Raw genomic sequence first — 17,984 nt, 5'->3', positions numbered from 1 at the left:
GGTACGGAGGGTCATCGCGCCGGGCGGGCGGCGGCACTCGACCGCCGCTCGGGCATGCCTCTCCCGCATCTTCGAACGCTCTGACCTGCACAACGTTTCCGCAGGTCAGAGCAGATGACAACGGTGTTCAGTGCCGCGTTGCCCGATACCCCCCGCCCGTAGTTGACTGTGAGCCGGACACCGGTGGCGAGGACACGGAGGCGGCTTCTCATGGGGGCTGGGCACGATCACGGGCATGCGCACGGGGCGCGCGCCGGGGGCACGGCGACCGCCGCGTACCGGGGCAGGCTCCGGGTGGCGCTGGCGATCACGCTCTTCGTCATGGTGGTCCAGATCGTCGGCGGCATGCTCGCGGACTCGCTCGCCCTGGTCGCCGACGCCGCGCACATGGCGACCGACGCCCTGGGACTCGGCATGGCGCTGCTCGCCGTCCACTTCGCGAGCCGGCCCCCGAGCGACCGGCGCACCTTCGGCTTCGCCCGGGCGGAGATCCTCGCGGCCCTGGCCAACTGCGTGCTGCTGCTCGGCGTCGGCGGCTACGTCCTGTTCGAGGCGATCGAGCGCTTCCTCACACCTGTCGACACCGAGGGCGGGCTGACCGTCGTGTTCGGCGTGATCGGCCTGGTCGCCAACACGGTCTCGCTGACCCTGCTGATGCGGGGCCAGAAGGAGAGCCTGAACGTGCGGGGCGCCTTCCTGGAGGTGGCGGCCGACGCGCTGGGCTCGGTGACCGTGATCGTCTCGGCGCTGGTGATCCTGGCCACCGGCTGGCAGGCGGCGGACCCGATCGCCTCGCTGGTCATCGGCGTGATGATCGTGCCGCGGACCTGGCGCCTGCTCCGCGAGACCCTGGACGTGCTGCTGGAGGCCGCGCCCAAGGGCGTGGACATCGCCGAGGTACGCGCCCACATACTGGCGCTGGACGGGGTGGAGGACGTCCACGACCTGCACGCCTGGACGATCACCTCGGGCCTGCCGGTGCTCTCCGCCCACGTGGTGGTCAGCGGCGAGGCACTGAGCGCGATCGGCCACGAGAAGATGCTCCACGAGCTTCAGGGCTGCCTCGGCGACCACTTCGACGTGGAGCACTGCACCTTCCAGCTGGAGCCCGGCGGCCACGCGGAGCACGAGGCGCGGTTGTGCCACTGAGCCGCCGCGTCCCCGGCGCGCGGTCGAAGGGGGCGCGTGCGGGAGGGAACGCGCCGGTCCGCGCAGCCGTCCGCCGGTCGACCGCTCCCTGTCTCCCGGGGACTCGGCCCGGTGACGCCTCCGCGCGGTTCCCGGCCCGGCGGTCGGGAACGATCAACCTTCGGGCCCCGCCTCGGCGTCCGACCGGTCACGACCGCCGCCCGCGCCGCAGCGGGACATGCGGAGTGCCGGGAAGTGCCGAGAGTGCCGGATTCGTACGGCACACTTGGGGCGCGAGGACCGATGTGAAGGATGGGTATGCCGATCACTCCTGCCACCGCGACGCACAACTCGTCGAACGGCACCGCAGACGCGATTTTGCTGGAACTGGTCGACGAGGACGGCGTCACGATCGGCACCGCGGAGAAGCTCTCCGCGCACCAGCCGCCCGGACGGCTGCACCGCGCGTTCTCCGTGTTCCTGTTCGACGAGCGGGGGCGGCTGCTGCTCCAGCAGCGGGCGCTCGGCAAGTACCACTCCCCCGGTGTGTGGTCCAACACCTGCTGCGGTCATCCCTACCCCGGTGAGGCGCCCTTCGCGGCGGCGGCCCGGCGGACGTACGAGGAGCTGGGCGTCTCCCCGTCGTTGCTCGCCGAGGCCGGCACGGTCCGCTACAACCACCCGGACCCGGCCTCGGGGCTGGTGGAGCAGGAGTACAACCACCTCTTCGTGGGTCTGGTGCAGGCGCCGCCGCGGCCCGACCCGGAGGAGGTGGCCGAGACGGCCCTGGTGTCTGCGGCCGAGCTGATCGAGCGGCACGGGAGGGACACCTTCTCCGCCTGGTTCATGACGGTGCTGGACGCGGCCCGGCCCGCCGTCCGCGAGCTGACGGGACCGTCGGCCGGCTGGTGAGCCCGGTCTAGCGCAGGGCGGGTTCGAGCGGCAGGGCGGCCCAGATCACCTTGCCGCCGCCCGCGGTGTGGGCGACGTCGCACGCCCCGCCCGCCTCGCGGGTGATCTCCCGGACCAGGAGCAGTCCGCGCCCGCCCGTCCGGCCGTGATCGGTCTCCAGGGCGGTCGGGCGGTAGGGATGGTCGTCCTCCACGGACAGGCGGACCCACTCGGGTCCGACGGCGACCTCCACGGCGAGCACGGGCGAGAGCACCGCCGCGTGCCGGACGGCGTTGGTGACCAGCTCGGACACGATCAGGAGCAGGCCCTGGGCCACGTCCTCGGAGACCGGGACGCCCTGGCGCACCAGCAGGTCCCGCACCGCGTGCCGCGCCTGCGGGACCGACTCGTCCACGGCGGGGGCGGTGAACCGCCAGACGCCTTCGTACGGCAGCGGCCCGGCGGGCCCGGTCTCGTCCATCGTCCGGTCGCCACCTCTGGGCTCGATTGTCACCACACCCCTGAGTGTTGGGTAACGCGTCCCTTCCTCCCGGGAAAGTGAACACAAGTCAGCGGGTATCGAACACTTCTGACCATCGGCGTATGACACGGTCAGGTGTGGGACCGTTCCTGTCCCACCGGCATCGTCCGTGCGGTCCCCCGGTCGGCGGATAGCATCCGGGCCATGGAGCCGCAGCTGCTGCACCGGGTCACCGACTCGGTCGCCACCGTAGTCGTCCACCATCCCGCCAAGCGCAACGCCATGACCGCCGCGATGTGGCGGGCCCTGCCTCCGCTGCTCGACGCCCTGGCGGACGATCCGGCGGTGCGGGTGCTCGTGCTCACCGGTGAGGGCGCGACGTTCTGCGCCGGGGCCGACATCTCGACGCTGCGGGGGTCCGCGGAGGAGGCGCAGGGGCTGGCCGTCCGCGCCGAGGAGGCCCTCGCCTCCTTCCCCAAGCCGACGCTGGCCGCCGTCCGCGGTCACTGCGTGGGCGGTGGGGCGCAGTTGGCGGCCGCCTGCGATCTGCGGTTCGCCGAGGAGACCGCGCTGTTCGGGGTGACCCCGGCCAAACTGGGGGTGGTGTACCCGGCGTCGTCGACGCGGCGACTGGTGTCGCTGACCGGGCCGGCCACCACGAAGTACCTGCTGTTCTCCGGGGAGTTGATCGACGCGCAGCGGGCACTGCGGACGGGGCTGGTCGACGAGGTGCTGCCGGAGGGCGGACTCGGCGAGCGGGTCGACCGGTTCGCCCGCCTGCTGGTGTCGCGCTCGCAGCTGACCCAGGCCGCGGCGAAGGAGTTCGCGAACGGGCGCACGGACCGGGACGCGTACTGGACCGCGCAGGCCCGCGGCAGCGGCGACACCGCAGAGGGCGTCGCCGCCTTCCTGGAGCGCAGGCAGCCGCGTTTCGACTGGAGCGCGCCGACGGGCGTGACTACGTCAGGGTGAACCGGCTCTTGGCGCGGAACTCCTCCACGAGGTGCGCGGGCGCCTTCTGCGGCGACCCCGCGTCGTAGGGCGGCTGCGGGTCGTACTCGGTCAGCAGCTGGACCGCCCGGGCGTGGTCGTCGCCGGCGATCCGGCCGAGCAGGGTCAGGCCCATGTCGATGCCGGAGGAGACCCCCGCCGCGGTGACGTACTTGCCGTCGGTGACCACCCTCTCGCCGGTCGGATCGGCGCCGAACCGTTCGAGGAAGGACAGGGCCAGCCAGTGCGAGGTGGCGCGGCGGCCCGCCAGCAGGCCGGCCGCGGCGAGCAGGAGCGAGCCGGTGCAGACCGAGGTCGTCCAGGTGCTGGTGGTGTCGGCGGTGCGCAGCCAGTCCAGCAGGGTCTCGTTCTCCATCTGCGCCGTCTGGCCGGGGCCGCCCGGCACGACGACGATGTCCGGGGCCGGCACCTCGGCAAGCGTCCGGTCGGCGACGAGCGCGAGGTTCCCGGTGTCGGTACGCACCGGACCCGCCTGTTCGGCGACGAAGACCGTCTCCGAGTCCGGGAGGCGGCCGAGGGTCTCGTAGGGGCCGACGGCGTCCAGGGCGGTGAAGCGGTCGAAGAGGAGAATGGCTGTCTGCACGGGGTTCCTTCCGGTGGGCGGTCCCGGGCGGGCCGGGGGTGATGTGGTGCCGGGCGGGGGTTCGCTGCGGGCTTCCGGCTTCCGGTCCTGGTCACCGGTGTCGCGTACGGGGCGGGGTCACCCGCCGGCTGGACGGCCCCGCGTCGCGGGGGTGCCGGTGAGCCCGGCGCCGGGGGCGGCGCGGGGCGGGTCTGTCGGGGCGGGGCGGAAGCGGCGGCGGTACTCGGCCGGGGCCGTTCCGAGGGCCCTGACGAAGGCGCGGCGCATGGCCTCCGGAGTGCCGTAACCGCTGGCCCGGGAGACCTGGTCGACGCCCGCGCCGGTGTCCTCCAGGAGCCGGCGGGCGTGCTCGATCCTGACCCGGTCGACGTACCGGCCGGGTGTCGTGCCGGTCTCGGCACGGAAGGCCCGGGCGAAGTGGCGGGGCGAGAGGCCCGCGCGGGCGGCGAGTGACTCGACGCCCAGATCGGCGCCGGGGTGCTCGGTGATCCACCGCTGCACTTCCCGCAGGGGCTCGCGGCGTGCGGTCTGGGCGGCGAGCTGGGCGCTGAACTGGGCCTGGTTCCCGGGCCGGCGCAGGAACACGACCAGGTGGCGGGCGATGGTCAGGGCCGTCTCCCGGTCCAGGTCCTCCTCCACCAGGGCCAGGGCGAGATCGATGCCGGAGGTGACCCCGGCGGACGTGGCGACCTGGCCGTCGCGGACGTAGATCGGGTCGGGGTCGACGTCCACGGCCGGGTGGTCGCGGGCGAGCCGGTCGCAGTAGGCCCAGTGGGTGGTGGCGCGGCGGCCGTCGAGCAGGCCCGCCCGGGCGAGCAGGATCGCCCCGGTGCAGACGGAGACCAGGCGCCGGGCGCGCGGCCCCTGTCCCCGCAGCCACTCGATCAGGCGCGGATCGGCATCCCGGGTCCCCTGGCCGCCGGGGACGATCAGGGTGTCGGGACCGGACGCCGCGGCGAGCGCCTGGTCGGGTACGACGGTCAGGCCGCTGGACGTGCGCACCGGGGCTCCGTCCAGCGAGGCGGTGCGGATGCGGTAGGTCCCCGGCGTGTGCTTCTCGGCGCCCGCGAAGACCTCCACAGGGCCGGTGACATCGAGACTCTGGACGTCGTCGAACAGGACGAGGAGGACGGTTCGCTGCGCCATGCCTTGATGGTGCGCCCGCACGGCGATGGCCGCAATGACGAGTTTCCCACCTTTCCTGCCATGCCGCTGGCGGTGCGCGGAAGGGACGGGGCACCGGGCCTGGAGGACGTACTGAGCGGTTGGTAACGTGCGGAGCATGACAACCGCCGTCCTCGACGCACGCGCCGGCCGCCGCTGCCACAACGCGCTGAACACGCTGCACTCGACGCACTACTTCTCGCCCGACCTGGGCCGGGAACTGGGCGCCCTCGGGGTCACCGACCCCCGGGCCGTCAACTTCGCGGCACGCGCCGCCGCGCTGGGTCCGGTCGGCGCCGGAGTCGTGACGGCGGCCTTCTACAACTACCGGCACGACCTCGTCGCCCGGCACGTCCCCGCCGTGTGGGAGACCGTCACGCCGGGACAGGCCCTGGCGGCACGGGAGCGGGCCGTCGACGCGACCCTGCGCCGGCTGCTGGGCGAGGAGATCCTGACCTCCCCGGAGATGTCGGAGGCGGCCGGTCTGGCGCTGCGCGCCGCCGAGGGCTGCGCCCGCGGCGCCCGCCCCCTCTACGCGGCCCACGCCGACCTCCCGGTGCCCGCGGCACCGCACCTGGCGTACTGGCACGCGGCGACCCTGCTGCGCGAGCACCGGGGCGACGGCCATGTCGCCGCGCTGGCGGCCGCGGGACTGGACGGCCTGGAGGCGCTGGTGACGCACACCGCGACCGGCAAGGGCATGACACCGAAGTGGATCTTCATCACCCGGGGCTGGAGCCGGGAGGAGTGGGACACCGCGACGGAGCGGCTGCGCGGGCGCGGGCTGCTCGACGGGGCCGGTGAGCCGACCGGGGCGGGTGCGGCGCTGCGCGACGAGATCGAACGGGAGACGGACCGGCTGGACGCCGCCCCCTACGCGCACCTCGGCGTGGACGGCGTGGCGCGGCTCACGGAGCTGGCAACGGCTTTCGCCCGTACCGCGGTCGGCGCCGGCGCCTTCCCGGCGGACCTGCTCGGCAGGGCGTGACACCGGTTCGGGCGGAGCGCGGGGGCATGTCCGGCCGCTGACGAGGTACCCGTACTGTCCCGGCCGGAGGGGCCGGGAGAGGAAAGGGGCTTTTCGTGTTCCGTGCCATTGCAGACGTCCTGCGCCAGATCGGCGGCGCCGTCGCCACCGTCGTGACGCTTCCGTTCCGAGCCGTGGCCCGGCTGTTCGGCGGGGCCTCGTCCTCCACCCGCAGCCGCAGGGTGTGATCCCGGGCCCGGAAGCGACCGTCCCGACCCGGCCCAGGTGGCGCCCTGATCCCCGATCGGCGGCGCCACCTGCCACAATTGCCGCGCAACCTCTGTGAGAAGGCGGTACGGGATCGTGACGACACCCGGGTCCAGCGCGTCCATCGACGTGAGGTCCATCGAGAGCAGGATCGCCGAGGAACTCGGCGTACGGGAGCGGCAGGTGCGGGCCGCGGTGGAGCTGCTCGACGGCGGTTCGACGGTGCCCTTCATCGCCCGCTACCGCAAGGAAGCGACCGAGATGCTCGACGACGCGCAGCTGCGCACGCTCGAGGAGCGGCTGCGCTACCTGCGGGAGCTGGAGAACCGGCGCGCGGCGATCCTCGACTCGGTGCGCGAGCAGGGCAAGCTCACCGAGGAACTCGAAGCGCGCATCCGCACGGCGGAGACCAAGGCGCGCCTGGAGGACATCTACCTTCCGTTCAAGCCCAAGCGGCGGACGAAGGCGCAGATCGCGCGCGAGGCCGGTCTCGAGCCGCTCGCCGAGGGCCTGCTCGGCGACCCGTCGGTCGACCCGCTCGCCGCCGCGGCCGCGTTCGTCGACGCCGGCAAGGGCGTGGCCGACCCGCAGGCCGCACTGGACGGCGCGCGGTCGATCCTCACGGAGCGGTTCTCCGAGGACGCCGACCTGATCGGCGAGGTGCGCGAGCGGATGTGGGTGCGCGGTCGGCTCGCCGCCAAGGTGAAGGAGGGCAAGGAGGAGGCGGGCGCCAAGTTCGCCGACTACTTCGACTTCGCCGAGCCCTTCACCGAGCTGCCCTCCCACCGGATCCTCGCGATGCTGCGCGGTGAGAAGGAGGACGTGCTCGACCTGGTCCTGGAGCCCGAGGAGGCCACCGACGGCCCGTCGTCCTACGAGGGCATCGTCGCGAGCCGCTTCGGCATCGCCGACCGCGGCCGGCCCGGGGACAAGTGGCTCGTGGACACCGTCCGCTGGGCCTGGCGCACCCGCATCCTCGTCCACCTCGGCATCGACCTCAGGCTCCGGCTGCGCACGGCCGCCGAGGACGAGGCCGTGAACGTCTTCGCCGCGAACCTGCGGGACCTGCTGCTGGCCGCGCCGGCCGGCACCCGCGCCACGCTCGGCCTGGACCCGGGCTTCCGTACCGGTGTGAAGGTCGCCGTGGTCGACGCGACCGGCAAGGTCGTGGCCACGGACGTGATCCACCCGCACGTCCCGGCCAACCGCTGGGACGAGGCGATCGCCAAGCTGGCCCGGCTCGCCGCTCGGCACGCCGTGGAGCTGGTGGCCATCGGCAACGGCACGGCGTCCCGCGAGACGGACAAGCTCGCCGGGGAACTCATCGCCAAGCACCCGGAGCTGAAGCTCACCAAGGTGATGGTCTCGGAGGCGGGCGCCTCCGTCTACTCGGCCTCGGCCTTCGCCTCCCAGGAACTGCCGGACATGGACGTCTCGCTGCGCGGCGCGGTGTCGATCGCCCGCCGGTTGCAGGACCCGCTGGCCGAGCTGGTGAAGATCGACCCGAAGTCGATCGGCGTCGGCCAGTACCAGCACGACCTGTCCGAGGTGAAGCTGTCCCGCTCGCTGGACGCGGTCGTCGAGGACTGTGTGAACGGCGTGGGCGTGGACGTCAACACCGCCTCGGCCCCCTTGCTCTCCCGGGTCTCCGGCATCACCTCGGGGCTCGCCGAGAACATCGTCGCGCACCGGGACAGCAACGGGCCGTTCACGTCGCGGACCGAGCTGAAGAAGGTGCCGCGGCTCGGGCCCAAGGCGTACGAGCAGTGCGCGGGCTTCCTGCGGATCCGGGGCGGCAGCGACCCGCTGGACGCGTCCAGCGTGCACCCGGAGGCGTATCCGGTGGTGCGCCGGATGGTGAAGACCACCGGCCAGGAGGTGGCCGGCCTGATCGGCAACACGTCCGTGCTGCGCTCGCTGAAGCCGGACCACTTCGTGGACGAGGCGTTCGGTCTGCCGACGGTCACGGACATCCTCAGGGAACTGGAGAAGCCCGGGCGCGACCCGCGGCCCGCCTTCAGGACGGCCACCTTCAAGGAAGGCGTGGAGAAGCTGTCCGACCTGTCCTCCGGGATGGTCCTGGAGGGTGTCGTGACGAACGTCGCGGCGTTCGGGGCGTTCGTGGACGTCGGTGTGCACCAGGACGGGCTGGTGCACGTGTCCGCGATGTCGAAGACGTTCGTGAAGGACCCGCGGGACGTGGTGAAGCCCGGTGACATCGTCCGGGTGAAGGTGATGGACGTCGACATCCCGCGCAAACGGATCTCGCTGACGCTGCGGCTGGACGACGAAGCGGCTCCCCAGGGCGAGGAGAAGCGCGAACGCGGCGCACGGCCGCCCAAGCAGCGGGGGCAGCAGAAGCGGCAGCCCTCGGGCGGGAAGGGGCGGCCCGCGCCGGCCCCCGCCGACGGGGCGATGGCCGAGGCGCTGCGGCGGGCCGGCCTGGCGTAGCCCCCGGGCAGGGTGGCGGGGTGCGCCGCGGTTACGCGGACGCCTCCGTCACCTTGCCGTCGGACACCTCCAGACGGCGGGTCACGCGCACCGCGTCGAGCATGCGCCGGTCGTGGGTGATCAGCAGGAGCGTGCCCTCGTAGGCGTCCAGGGCCGATTCCAGCTGCTCGATGGCCGGCAGGTCCAGGTGGTTGGTCGGCTCGTCCAGCACGAGGAGGTTGACTCCGGCGCCCTGGAGCAGGGCCAGCGCGGCCCGCGTGCGTTCGCCGGGTGAGAGGGTCGACGCCGGGCGCACCACGTGGTCCGCCTTGAGCCCGAACTTGGCCAGCAGGGTGCGGATCTCGGCGGGCTCGGTGTCCGGGGTCGCCGTGCGGAAGGCGTCGAGCAGCGACTCGGGGCCGTGGAACAGCGCGCGGGCCTGGTCGACCTCGCCGAGCAGGACGCCGGAGCCGAGGGCCGCGTGGCCGGCGTCGAGCGGGACGCGGCCGAGGAGCGCGGCGAGGAGCGTGGACTTGCCCGCGCCGTTGGCCCCGGTGACCGCCACCCGGTCCGCCCAGTCGATCTGGAGGGAGACCGGGCCGAGGACGAAGTCGCCCCGCCGGACCTCGGCGTCGCGCAGGGTGGCGACCACCGCGCCCGAGCGGGGCGCCGAGGCGATCTCCATCCGCAGGTCCCACTCCTTGCGCGGTTCCTCGACGACCTCCAGGCGCTCGATCATGCGCTGGGTCTGGCGGGCCTTGGCGGCCTGCTTCTCGCTGGACTCGCTGCGGAACTTGCGGCCGATCTTGTCGTTGTCACCGGCCTTGCGCCGGGCGTTCTTGACGCCCTTGTCCATCCAGGAGCGCTGCGTCTGCGCCCGGTCCTGGAGGGCCGCCCGCCGGTCGGCGTACTCCTCGTAGTCGTCGCGGGCGTGCCGGCGGGCCACCTCGCGTTCCTCCAGGTAGGCCTCGTAGCCGCCGCCGTAGAGATTGATCTGCCGCTGGGCGAGGTCGAGTTCGAGGACCTTGGTGACGGTGCGGGTGAGGAACTCGCGGTCGTGGCTGACGACGACGGTGCCGGCGCGCAGGCCGGTCACGAAGCGTTCGAGGCGTTCCAGGCCGTCCAGGTCGAGGTCGTTGGTCGGCTCGTCGAGCAGGAAGACGTCGTAGCGGGAGAGCAGCAGGGAGGCGAGGCCGGCCCGGGCCGCCTGGCCGCCGGAGAGCGCCGTCATCGGCTGGTCCAGGTCCACCGTGAGGCCCAGCGCGGCGGCGGTCTCCTCGGCGCGGTCGTCGAGGTCGGCGCCGCCCAGTCCCAGCCAGCGCTCCAGGGCGCCCGCATACGCGTCGTCGGCACCCGGGGCGCCGTCGACCAGGGCCTGGGTGGCCTCGTCCATGACGCGCTGGGCCTCGGTGACACCGGTGCGGCGGGCGAGGAAGGCCCGGACCGTCTCGCCTGGCCGGCGCTCGGGCTCCTGCGGGAGGTGGCCGACGGTGGCGGCCGGCGGGGAGAGGCGCAGCTCGCCCTGTTCCGGCGCGGTCAGTCCGGCCAGCAGCCGCAGGAGGGTGGACTTGCCCGCGCCGTTGGCTCCGACGAGACCGATCACGTCGCCGGGGGCGACGACGAGGTCGAGTCCGGTGAACAGGGCGCGGTCGCCGTGGCCGGCGGCGAGGTTCTTGGCGACGAGGGTGGCAGTCATCAGACCGTGGATTTTACCGGCGCGCCGGGGTCCGCTCACCCGGGCGTCCCGTGCCTCACCGCCGTGACCAGGACGCTCCCCGGCGCCCGCGCCACCAGGTAGGCCTCCCCCTTGACCGCCCCGGCGTCCAGGGGGACGCGGTGGCCGCCCGGTTCGAGGACCCCGTCGAAGACCTCGTGGGTGCGGGTGCGGTGGAGGCGGTCGAGGCGGTACGCGGTGAGCCGCACCCGGCAGGGCGAGGTGACCTCGACGTCCGCCGCGGCGCCGGTCGCCGTCAGACGGGCCAGCCGGTGCCGCCCGGACGGGCCGCCGCCCAGGGCGTGTTCGACCTGGGCGACGAGCAGCGGAACGATCGGGGCCGCGGCGTCGACCTCGGCCACGTCCACCCCGGCGTCGGCGAAGGCCCGGCGTACGGCCGTGCGCTTCTCGTCCGGGACCGCGTCACCGAGGACGACGGCGCCGTAGGCCCGGAGCTCCTCGGCGGGCACCGCGCCGGCGTCCTCGGTGATGTCGGCGCCGACGCCGATGGTGCGCAGCGCGGCGGCGAGCCGGGCGGGCAGCGCGGCGCGGGCGCCGATCAGCAGGACCCGGCGGGCGGGGCGCGCGGTGCCGTCGAGCAGGGGGGCGAGGGCCGCGCGGTACTCGGCGCCGGGGAAGCGGTACGGGCCGATGCCGTGGTAGCCGTCGCGTTCCAGGTCGGCGTGTTCGCCGGTCTGCCAGGCGAAGTCGCGCCAGACGAAGTCGTCGCCGTCCCGCAGGATCACGGCGGTCACCGCGCCGCAGGCCAGGTCCTCGCACTCGGGGCAGCCGTAGAGGACGTACCGGCCGCCGGGCAGGGGTGCGCCGGTCTCCAGGAGCAGGCCGCGGACCTGCGCGGCGAAGATCGCGGGAGGGACGTCGGAGGCGAGCGGGGAGACGGCGTCCAGGTCGCAGAGGCGGAACAGCAGGGGACGTCCGTCGACGACGAAGTCCAGGAAATCGCGGTGGACCTGGTAGTCGCCGTCGGCGAGCACTCCCCCGGCCCGCATCGCCGGTGCCAGCCCGAAGGTCGCGTACTCGACAGCCATGCGGTGAGTCTTCCCAGGGCGGAGCCGCTCTGCGCACGGCATGACATGTTCCGCTAACGTCCCGGTGTGGATACCGGACGGGATGCCGAGATCGTCGTCGTCGGCGGCGGGGTGGCCGGGCTGACGACGGCCGTCGTCCTCGCCGAGCGGGGCAGGCGGGTGCGGTTGTGGACGCGGGAGCCCGCCGAGCGGACCACCTCCGCGGTCGCGGGCGCGCTCTGGTGGCCGTACCGCGTGAAGCCGGTCGCCCTGGCGCGTGCGTGGGCGCTGCACTCGCTGGACGTGTACGAGGACCTGGCGCGGCGGCCCGAGGAGACCGGCGTACGGCTGGTCGAGGGGGTGCTGGGCGAGACCGGCCCGGACGACGTGGACACCTGGGCGGCCGCGCGGCTGCCGGGGCTGCGCGCGGCGACCGCGCGGGAGTACGGCGGGTCGGGGCTGTGGGCGCGCCTGCCGCTCATCGACATGTCGGCTCATCTGCCGTGGCTGCGGGAGCGGTTGGTGGCCGCGGGCGGTGTGGTGGAGACCCGCGCGGTGACCGATCTGGCGGAGGCCGGGGCGCCGGTGGTCGTCAACTGCACGGGGCTGGGGGCCCGGGAGCTGGTCCCGGACCCGTCCGTGCGTCCGGTGCGCGGGCAGCTGGTCGTCGTGGCGAACCCCGGCATCCGGACCTGGACGGTCTCCACCGATCCCGTGTCCGGGGAGATGGCGTACTTCTTCCCGCAGCCCGGCCGGCTGGTCCTGGGCGGTACGGCCGAGGAGGACGCCTGGTCGGCGGAGCCCGACCCCGCGGTCGCGGAGGCGATCGTGCGGCGGTGCGCGGCGCTGCGGCCGGAGATCGCCGGGGCGCGGGTGCTGGGCCACCTGGTGGGGCTGCGTCCGGCGCGGGACGCGGTGCGGCTGGAGCGCGAGCCGCTCCCCGACGGGAGGCTGCTGGTCCACAACTACGGGCACGGCGGCGGGGGCGTCACCGTGGCCTGGGGCTGCGCACGGGAGGCCGCCGAGCTGGCCACCGGCTGACGCGAGGGGCCGGCACGCGTGCGCGTGCCGGCCCCTCGCCGCTCCCCCGCTGCCGGCCGGCGTTCCGTCGCCGGGCCGGACACCGGGGTCCGCTCAGTGGTGCTTGCCGATGGGGTCGCCCTCCACGTCGGTGCCGGGCCCCGGACCGATGCGGATCTCGAAGTCGCCCTCGTACTGCTTGTGGCCCTCGATGACGGCCAGTTCCACGGCCTCGGAGGCCATCTCGCCGCGCACGATGAGGGGGTCGCGGCGCAGGTCGCGCATGAGGGCGACGCACATGAAGATCATCACGATGACGAAGGGCGCCGCCGCGAGGATCGTGAGGTTCTGCAGTCCGGTCAGCGCGTCCCCCTCGCCGCTGCCGACCAGGAGCATGATGGCGGCGACCGCTCCGGTCACCACGCCCCAGAACACCACCACCCAGCGGCTGGGTTCGAGCGCGCCCTTCTGCGAGAGGGTGCCCATCACGATGGAGGCCGCGTCGGCGCCCGAGACGAAGAAGATGCCGACGAGGATCATCACCAGCAGGCTGGTGACGGTGGCGATGGGGTACTCCTGGAGCACGGCGAAGAGCCGGCCCTCGGGGGTCGTCTCGTCGCCGAGCCGGTTCTGCTCCTGGAGCCGCATCGCCGAGCCGCCGAAGATCGCGAACCAGATCAGGCTGACGGTGCTGGGGACGAGGATGACGCCGCCGATGAACTGACGGATGGTCCGGCCCCGGCTGATGCGGGCGATGAACATGCCGACGAAGGGCGTCCAGGAGATCCACCAGGCCCAGTAGAAGACGGTCCAGCTGCTCAGCCAGTCCGCCACGCCCTCGCCGCCGCTGATCTCGGTGCGGCCGGCCATCGCGGGCAGGTCGCCCAGGTAGGTGAAGAGCGAGGTCGGCAGCAGGTCGAGGATGAGGATGGTCGGGCCCGCGACGAAGACGAACACCACGAGCAGCAGGGCCAGCACCATGTTGGTGTTGGACAGCCACTGGATGCCCTTCTCCACACCGGAGATCGCGGAGGCCACGAACGCCACGGTCAGCACCGCGATGATGCCGACGAGCAGTCCGGTGCTGACCTTGTCCATCCAGTCGAGCTTCTCGACGCCGGAGCCGATCTGCAGGGCGCCGAGGCCCAGCGAGGCAGCGGAGCCGAAGACCGTCGCGATGATGGCCAGGATGTCGATGACCCGGCCGCTGACGCCGTTGGCGTGCCGCTCGCCGATGAGGGGGGTGAAGACGGCGCTGATGGTCTGGCGGCGCCGCCTGCGGAAGGTGCTGTAGGCGATGCCGAGGCCCACGACCGCGTAGATGGCCCACGGATGGAGGGTCCAGTGGAACAGGGTGGTCGCCATGGCCGTGGCCATGCGGTCGCCGGTGTCGGCGGGGCTGGTCCCGGGCGGGGCGGTGTCGAAGTGCGCCAGCGGCTCGCTCACGCCCCAGAACATCAGACCGATGCCCATGCCCGCGCTGAACATCATCGCGACCCAGGACACCGTGCGGAACTCGGGCTGCTCGCCCTCGGCCCCGAGGTGGATGCGGCCGTAGCGGCTGGCCGCGAGCCAGAGGGCGAAGACGACGAACCCCGAGGCGGCCAGGACGAAAGCCCAGCCGCCGTTGTGCATCAGGCCGCTCAGCATCGTGCCGGAGGCGTCCTCCAGCGAATCGGTGCCGGCGGCGCCCCAGATGACGAAGGCGAGGGTCAGGGCCGCTGTGACGCCGAAGACGATCCAGTCGGTACGGGGCTTGCGCTCCTGCCCCGGGAGGCCCGCTTCCGCACCCGGAAGCGTGCCTCTCTCGTGGTGTTCCTTGTCGCTCGGTCGGTCCTGCGTCACAGGTGGCACCTTTCACGTCGGTGAGGCTGAAAATAGTCCTCTGCTACGCCCTTACCACGTGCGACACGGAACTCACCTCTTCAGCAGGTGGTGTCGGGTTCACCCACCGTCAGGCGGTACGTCGCCCGCTCGTCCAGGAGCAGTGGCACCAGGGCCCGCAGGGGCTGGCGCAGAGGCACGTAGGCGCCCTCCTCCCCGGTCCGGTGCGCCCTTACACCGTGCAGGGCCAGTTCGTCCCGCACCTCCTGGTACTGGTCAGCGCCGAGCCGGTAGCCGCAGGGCGGGTCCCGGAGCACCTCCCCGGGTTCGGCCGGGTCGTTGTCCGCGCCGCCGAGGTACACGGGGCCGGTGTCGGTCAGGCCGGACCACCGGGCGGCCGCGGTGGCCGCCTCGACGGGTCCGCGCCGCCGGTCGGCGAAGCGGAACAGGCCGTCCAGCGCGGCGAGCTGGGAATCGACCCGGCGCCGGTTGTTCAGGGCCGGGTCCGCGCGCTCGGCGTCGGTGAGCGGGTCGACGCGGCTCTCGATGAGCAGGCCGACCGCGTGCTTGATGCCGGACATGTTCCGCAGGATGCGTTCCTGGCCGTCGCCGGCGGTCTGCCGGATCGGGTCGCCGGTGACGGGGTCCGTCCAGATGCCGTAGGTGCCGGTCGTGTGTCCGTCCGCTTCGGCGGCGGGGCGGACGTACTCCCCGGACAGGCCGCGGGCCTCGTCGTGGACCCGGGGGTGGGTGTTGAGGTTGCGGGGCCAGAGGTCGAACAGGTCCCGGTCGTAGTAGGGGGGCGTGGCGCCGTACTCGTGCAGGTCGTACACGACGTCGGGGCGCCGGTCGCGGACGACGGCGGCCAGGGCGCGGGCCTCGGCCGTCCGCAGTGCGAGGTGGTCCCGGTTGACGTCGACGCCGTCGCCGTTGCCGCGGGTGTCGGCGGCCCGGCCGTCGGGGTTGGCGGTGGGGACGACCAGCACGGTGGTGCGGTCCAGGAAGCGCCGGGTCGGCCGGTCCGTCGCGTATGCCAGGTCGCGGACGGTGGACAGGCAGGCCTCGCGGCCGGAGGGCTCGTCACCGTGCTGGCTGCACACGAGGAGCACCTTGTTCGGGGCGGTGGGCCGGCCGATGGTCACCAGCTGGAGCGGGCGGTCCTGTTTCGTGGTGCCGACGCGCTCGACGGTGACGCGGTCGCTCGCCCGGTCGGCGGCCGCGAGCAGCGTCTGCTCCTCGGGCTGCGTGGTCCAGCGGGCGCCGTGCGTCCGCTCGAAGCCGGTGCGGGGCGGTCGGGGCGCGGTGTCTTCGGCGTGGACCGGTGCGGCCAGGAGGGACGCGGCGAGGGCCGCGCCGGTCACGGTGAGGGTGCGCAGGCGCTTCATCGGGCTCCCTTCGGGACGCGGTGCGTCGTGTGCGGCGCGCTCACGCCGTCGAGGGGCATGGGTGCGTGAGCGGTGGCCGCCGTACCGGCGGTGGCCCTGGCGAACGCGGCGGTGCCGCCGACGAACGGTACGCGCGCGGACGTGCGGGAGAGGTCCAGCGTGAGGGTCGGCGTGTCGGCATGGGGGTCCCCCCAGCTCGGAGAGCTTGGGGGAGGGTCGATGAGGTCCTTGTCGGTGCCCGCGACGATCAGCGCGAGGCGGTGGCCGGCCGGGACGACGTGGTCGGTCGCCGCCAGGTCCAGGGTGAGGGTGTAGGCCCTGCCCGGGGTCAGCGGGCGGCCCTGCCACCGGGACGCGTGGTTGCCGAGGTCGGCCCAGCCGCGGCTGACGACGGTGTACTCCACGTCGGTGGTCTTCGCCGCCGTCTCCAGGTAGCAGGAGCTGTCGCCCGGCGTGCTCGGGCCCCAGCAGGTGCGGTCGGTGAGGGTGGTGACGCCCTCGCCCCGGTCGCCGTAGTCGCGGATGGTGTCGGGGCCGAGGTCGACGAGGACGGCGGAGAGGTGGGCCGTCGGGGTGCTGGAGCGGGCCGTGACGGTGACCTCGGAGGCGCCGGACAGGCGCAGGTCGCGGGTGAGCGGGCCGGTGACGAACCCGGCCTTGCCCGGGGTGGGTTCGTCGATGTGCGCCGCCCAGTCGGTCTCGCTCAGGGCGGGGTCGTCGGTGAAGGTCTCGGTGCCGCGGTCCGGGCGCAGGCCCAGGGTGCCGACGCCGGGTCGCGCGCCGTCGGCGGGGCGCAGGGTGGCGGGGGCGGTGGAGCGCGGGGGCCAGGTGCCCGAGGTCTCCCACCGGCCGGGCCGGCGTTCGATGTCGGCCATGGGCTCGTCGTCGATGCCGTTGTCGTAGCCGAGGAGTTCGTGGTCGAACCAGCGGTGCAGGGTGTCGACCCACTCGGCGCGGCGGAAGTCGAAGGGGTCGACGTGACCGGTCTGCGAGAGCCAGATCTTGCGGTCGACGCCGTTCTTCGCGAGGGCGTCCCACCACGGGCCGACGTGCTGCATGCGGACGTTGAGGTCCTGCATGCCGTGGACGAGGAAGACGCTGGCCTTCACCTTGCTCGCGGCCTTCACGTAGTCGCGCTCGCTCCACAGCTTCGTCCGGTCGCCGGTGCGCGGGGCGCCGTCGACGAGCTCCTGCTGGACGGCGTCGCAGCGGTCGCGGGCGTCGGGGCTGTTGACGTAGTCCGACAGCCAGTCGGGGCCGGAGTCGTAGAGCGGGGCGCCCTGGCTGAAGTAGTAGTCGTACCAGGAGGAGATGGCGGCGATCGGGACGATGGTCTCCAGGCCCTCGACGCCGGTGGCGGCGACGCCGTTGGCGATCGTCCCGTCCCAGCTCTTGCCGATCATGCCGGTCCTGCCGTTGGTCCACGTCGCCTTGGCGCGCTCGCCGCCGGTGCGGCTGGTGTACGCCTTCGCGCGGCCGTTCAGCCAGTCGACGACCGCCTTCGCGGACCGGACGTCGGAGGGGCCGCCGACGTCGACGCAGCCGTCGGAGCGGTTGGTGCCGGCCAGGTCGACGCCGACGAAGGCGTAGCCGCGCGGCACGAAGTAGTTGTCGTAGTAGAGGGGCATGCCGACGACGTCGCCGTCGGCGTCGTAGGTCTTCTTCTGGCTCTCGTTGCCGCGCCCGCAGCAGGAGTAGTACGGGCTGGCGTCCATGATGACGGGGACCTTCCGTCCCTGCCGGGCGGGTTCGCGGGGGCGGACGACGTCGACGGCGACGCGGTCGTCCTCGCCGTCACCGTCCCCGTCGTGGCCGGTGTCCACCCAGACGGCCTCGCGGACGGCGTCGGCGTAGGAGTGGACGGGTTCGCTCTGTCGCGGTGCGGGGTGGGCGGTCGCGGCGGGCGTGAGGAAGGTTGCCATGAGAGCGGCCGTGGCCGCCGTCGCGAGCGGTCTCCAGATCGTGAAGCGCATGCGTATCGGCATGCGCGGGACGCTACAGCGGTCAACTCCCGTGCAGAAGAGGGCGTTCGGTGGCTCCTGGGGCCGGGGACGCCTCCGCGTGCGGGGCGCCCCCGAGGCCCCCGGTCCG

General features: G+C 73.5%; 15 protein-coding genes. 7 read left to right on the top strand and 8 right to left on the bottom strand.

Going from position 1 to position 17,984, the window contains the following annotated elements; translation table 11 throughout:
- Nucleotides 1–210 precede the first annotated feature (210 nt).
- Both AC07FV_RS12005 and idi read left to right on the top strand, forming a co-directional pair.
- Nucleotides 211–1,149 carry a cation diffusion facilitator family transporter gene (locus AC07FV_RS12005; protein ID WP_479086611.1) on the top strand — a complete coding sequence of 313 codons (939 nt, stop codon included), beginning with the start codon at nt 211–213 and terminating at the stop codon, nt 1,147–1,149.
- A gap of 297 nt (nt 1,150–1,446) precedes the next feature.
- The gene (gene idi, locus AC07FV_RS12000; RefSeq protein ID WP_479086609.1) at nt 1,447–2,040 is read left to right on the top strand and encodes an isopentenyl-diphosphate Delta-isomerase; all 594 of its coding nucleotides are present in this window, start codon (nt 1,447–1,449) and stop codon (nt 2,038–2,040) included.
- A 7-nt stretch (nt 2,041–2,047) separates the two neighbouring features.
- On the opposite strand, the gene AC07FV_RS11995 is transcribed toward idi, so the two are convergent.
- Nucleotides 2,048–2,500: an ATP-binding protein gene (locus tag AC07FV_RS11995; RefSeq protein ID WP_479086607.1), complete on the bottom strand. Its 453-nt coding sequence runs from the start codon at nt 2,498–2,500 to the stop codon at nt 2,048–2,050.
- 204 nt (nt 2,501–2,704) lie between these two features.
- Here AC07FV_RS11995 and AC07FV_RS11990 point away from each other — a divergent pair, with 204 nt between their 5' ends.
- Nucleotides 2,705–3,472, top strand: a complete 768-nt coding sequence (locus tag AC07FV_RS11990; RefSeq protein ID WP_479086606.1) for an enoyl-CoA hydratase/isomerase family protein — start codon at nt 2,705–2,707, stop codon at nt 3,470–3,472.
- Here AC07FV_RS11990 and AC07FV_RS11985 read toward each other — a convergent pair.
- Together AC07FV_RS11985 and AC07FV_RS11980 are read right to left on the bottom strand one after the other, a co-directional pair.
- A complete protein-coding gene (locus AC07FV_RS11985) occupies nt 3,459–4,094 on the bottom strand; it encodes a DJ-1/PfpI family protein (RefSeq protein WP_479086604.1) in 636 nt (211 codons plus the stop codon). The genes AC07FV_RS11990 and AC07FV_RS11985 overlap by 14 nt on opposite strands.
- Before the next feature lie 117 nt (nt 4,095–4,211).
- On the bottom strand, nt 4,212–5,240 hold the full coding sequence (locus AC07FV_RS11980; RefSeq protein ID WP_479086603.1) for a GlxA family transcriptional regulator: 1,029 nt from the start codon (nt 5,238–5,240) through the stop codon (nt 4,212–4,214).
- Between the two features lie 136 nt (nt 5,241–5,376).
- Here AC07FV_RS11980 and AC07FV_RS11975 point away from each other — a divergent pair, with 136 nt between their 5' ends.
- From AC07FV_RS11975 to AC07FV_RS11965, 3 genes are all read left to right on the top strand, one after another.
- Nucleotides 5,377–6,246, top strand: coding sequence for an SCO6745 family protein (locus AC07FV_RS11975; RefSeq protein ID WP_479086601.1), 870 nt, complete (start codon nt 5,377–5,379; stop codon nt 6,244–6,246).
- Nucleotides 6,247–6,341: 95 nt separating this feature from the next.
- Nucleotides 6,342–6,473 carry an LPFR motif small protein gene (locus AC07FV_RS11970; RefSeq protein ID WP_252100479.1) on the top strand — a complete coding sequence of 44 codons (132 nt, stop codon included), beginning with the start codon at nt 6,342–6,344 and terminating at the stop codon, nt 6,471–6,473.
- 115 nt (nt 6,474–6,588) lie between these two features.
- Nucleotides 6,589–8,943 (top strand): Tex family protein, encoded by a 2,355-nt coding sequence (locus AC07FV_RS11965; RefSeq protein WP_479086600.1) that lies wholly within the window; start codon nt 6,589–6,591, stop codon nt 8,941–8,943.
- A gap of 31 nt (nt 8,944–8,974) precedes the next feature.
- On the opposite strand, the gene AC07FV_RS11960 is transcribed toward AC07FV_RS11965, so the two are convergent.
- Nucleotides 8,975–10,618, bottom strand: a complete 1,644-nt coding sequence (locus tag AC07FV_RS11960) for an ABC-F family ATP-binding cassette domain-containing protein (RefSeq protein WP_479086599.1) — start codon at nt 10,616–10,618, stop codon at nt 8,975–8,977.
- A gap of 35 nt (nt 10,619–10,653) precedes the next feature.
- The gene (locus tag AC07FV_RS11955) at nt 10,654–11,685 is read right to left on the bottom strand and encodes an oxidoreductase (RefSeq protein WP_479086597.1); all 1,032 of its coding nucleotides are present in this window, start codon (nt 11,683–11,685) and stop codon (nt 10,654–10,656) included.
- 66 nt (nt 11,686–11,751) lie between these two features.
- Between AC07FV_RS11955 and AC07FV_RS11950 the strand changes: the two genes are divergently transcribed.
- Complete coding sequence (locus tag AC07FV_RS11950; protein WP_479086595.1) at nt 11,752–12,705, top strand: FAD-dependent oxidoreductase; 954 nt, start codon at nt 11,752–11,754, stop codon at nt 12,703–12,705.
- Nucleotides 12,706–12,798: 93 nt separating this feature from the next.
- Here AC07FV_RS11950 and AC07FV_RS11945 read toward each other — a convergent pair whose 3' ends face one another.
- The 3 genes from AC07FV_RS11945 to AC07FV_RS11935 all read right to left on the bottom strand — a co-directional run bounded on the left by AC07FV_RS11945 (nt 12,799) and on the right by AC07FV_RS11935 (nt 17,878).
- Nucleotides 12,799–14,529 carry a BCCT family transporter gene (locus AC07FV_RS11945; protein ID WP_479086593.1) on the bottom strand — a complete coding sequence of 577 codons (1,731 nt, stop codon included), beginning with the start codon at nt 14,527–14,529 and terminating at the stop codon, nt 12,799–12,801.
- An 80-nt stretch (nt 14,530–14,609) separates the two neighbouring features.
- The gene (locus AC07FV_RS11940; protein WP_479086591.1) at nt 14,610–15,893 is read right to left on the bottom strand and encodes a M14 family metallopeptidase; all 1,284 of its coding nucleotides are present in this window, start codon (nt 15,891–15,893) and stop codon (nt 14,610–14,612) included.
- Nucleotides 15,890–17,878: a Xaa-Pro dipeptidyl-peptidase gene (locus AC07FV_RS11935; protein WP_479086590.1), complete on the bottom strand. Its 1,989-nt coding sequence runs from the start codon at nt 17,876–17,878 to the stop codon at nt 15,890–15,892. The genes AC07FV_RS11940 and AC07FV_RS11935 overlap by 4 nt, the downstream gene beginning before the upstream one ends.
- Nucleotides 17,879–17,984: the final 106 nt, after the last annotated feature.

It is taken from the genome of Streptomyces sp. NPDC045956 (genome assembly GCF_056430705.1).
Note: the sequence above shows the minus strand (reverse complement) of the source record. Positions and strands in the feature narration are given on the sequence as shown.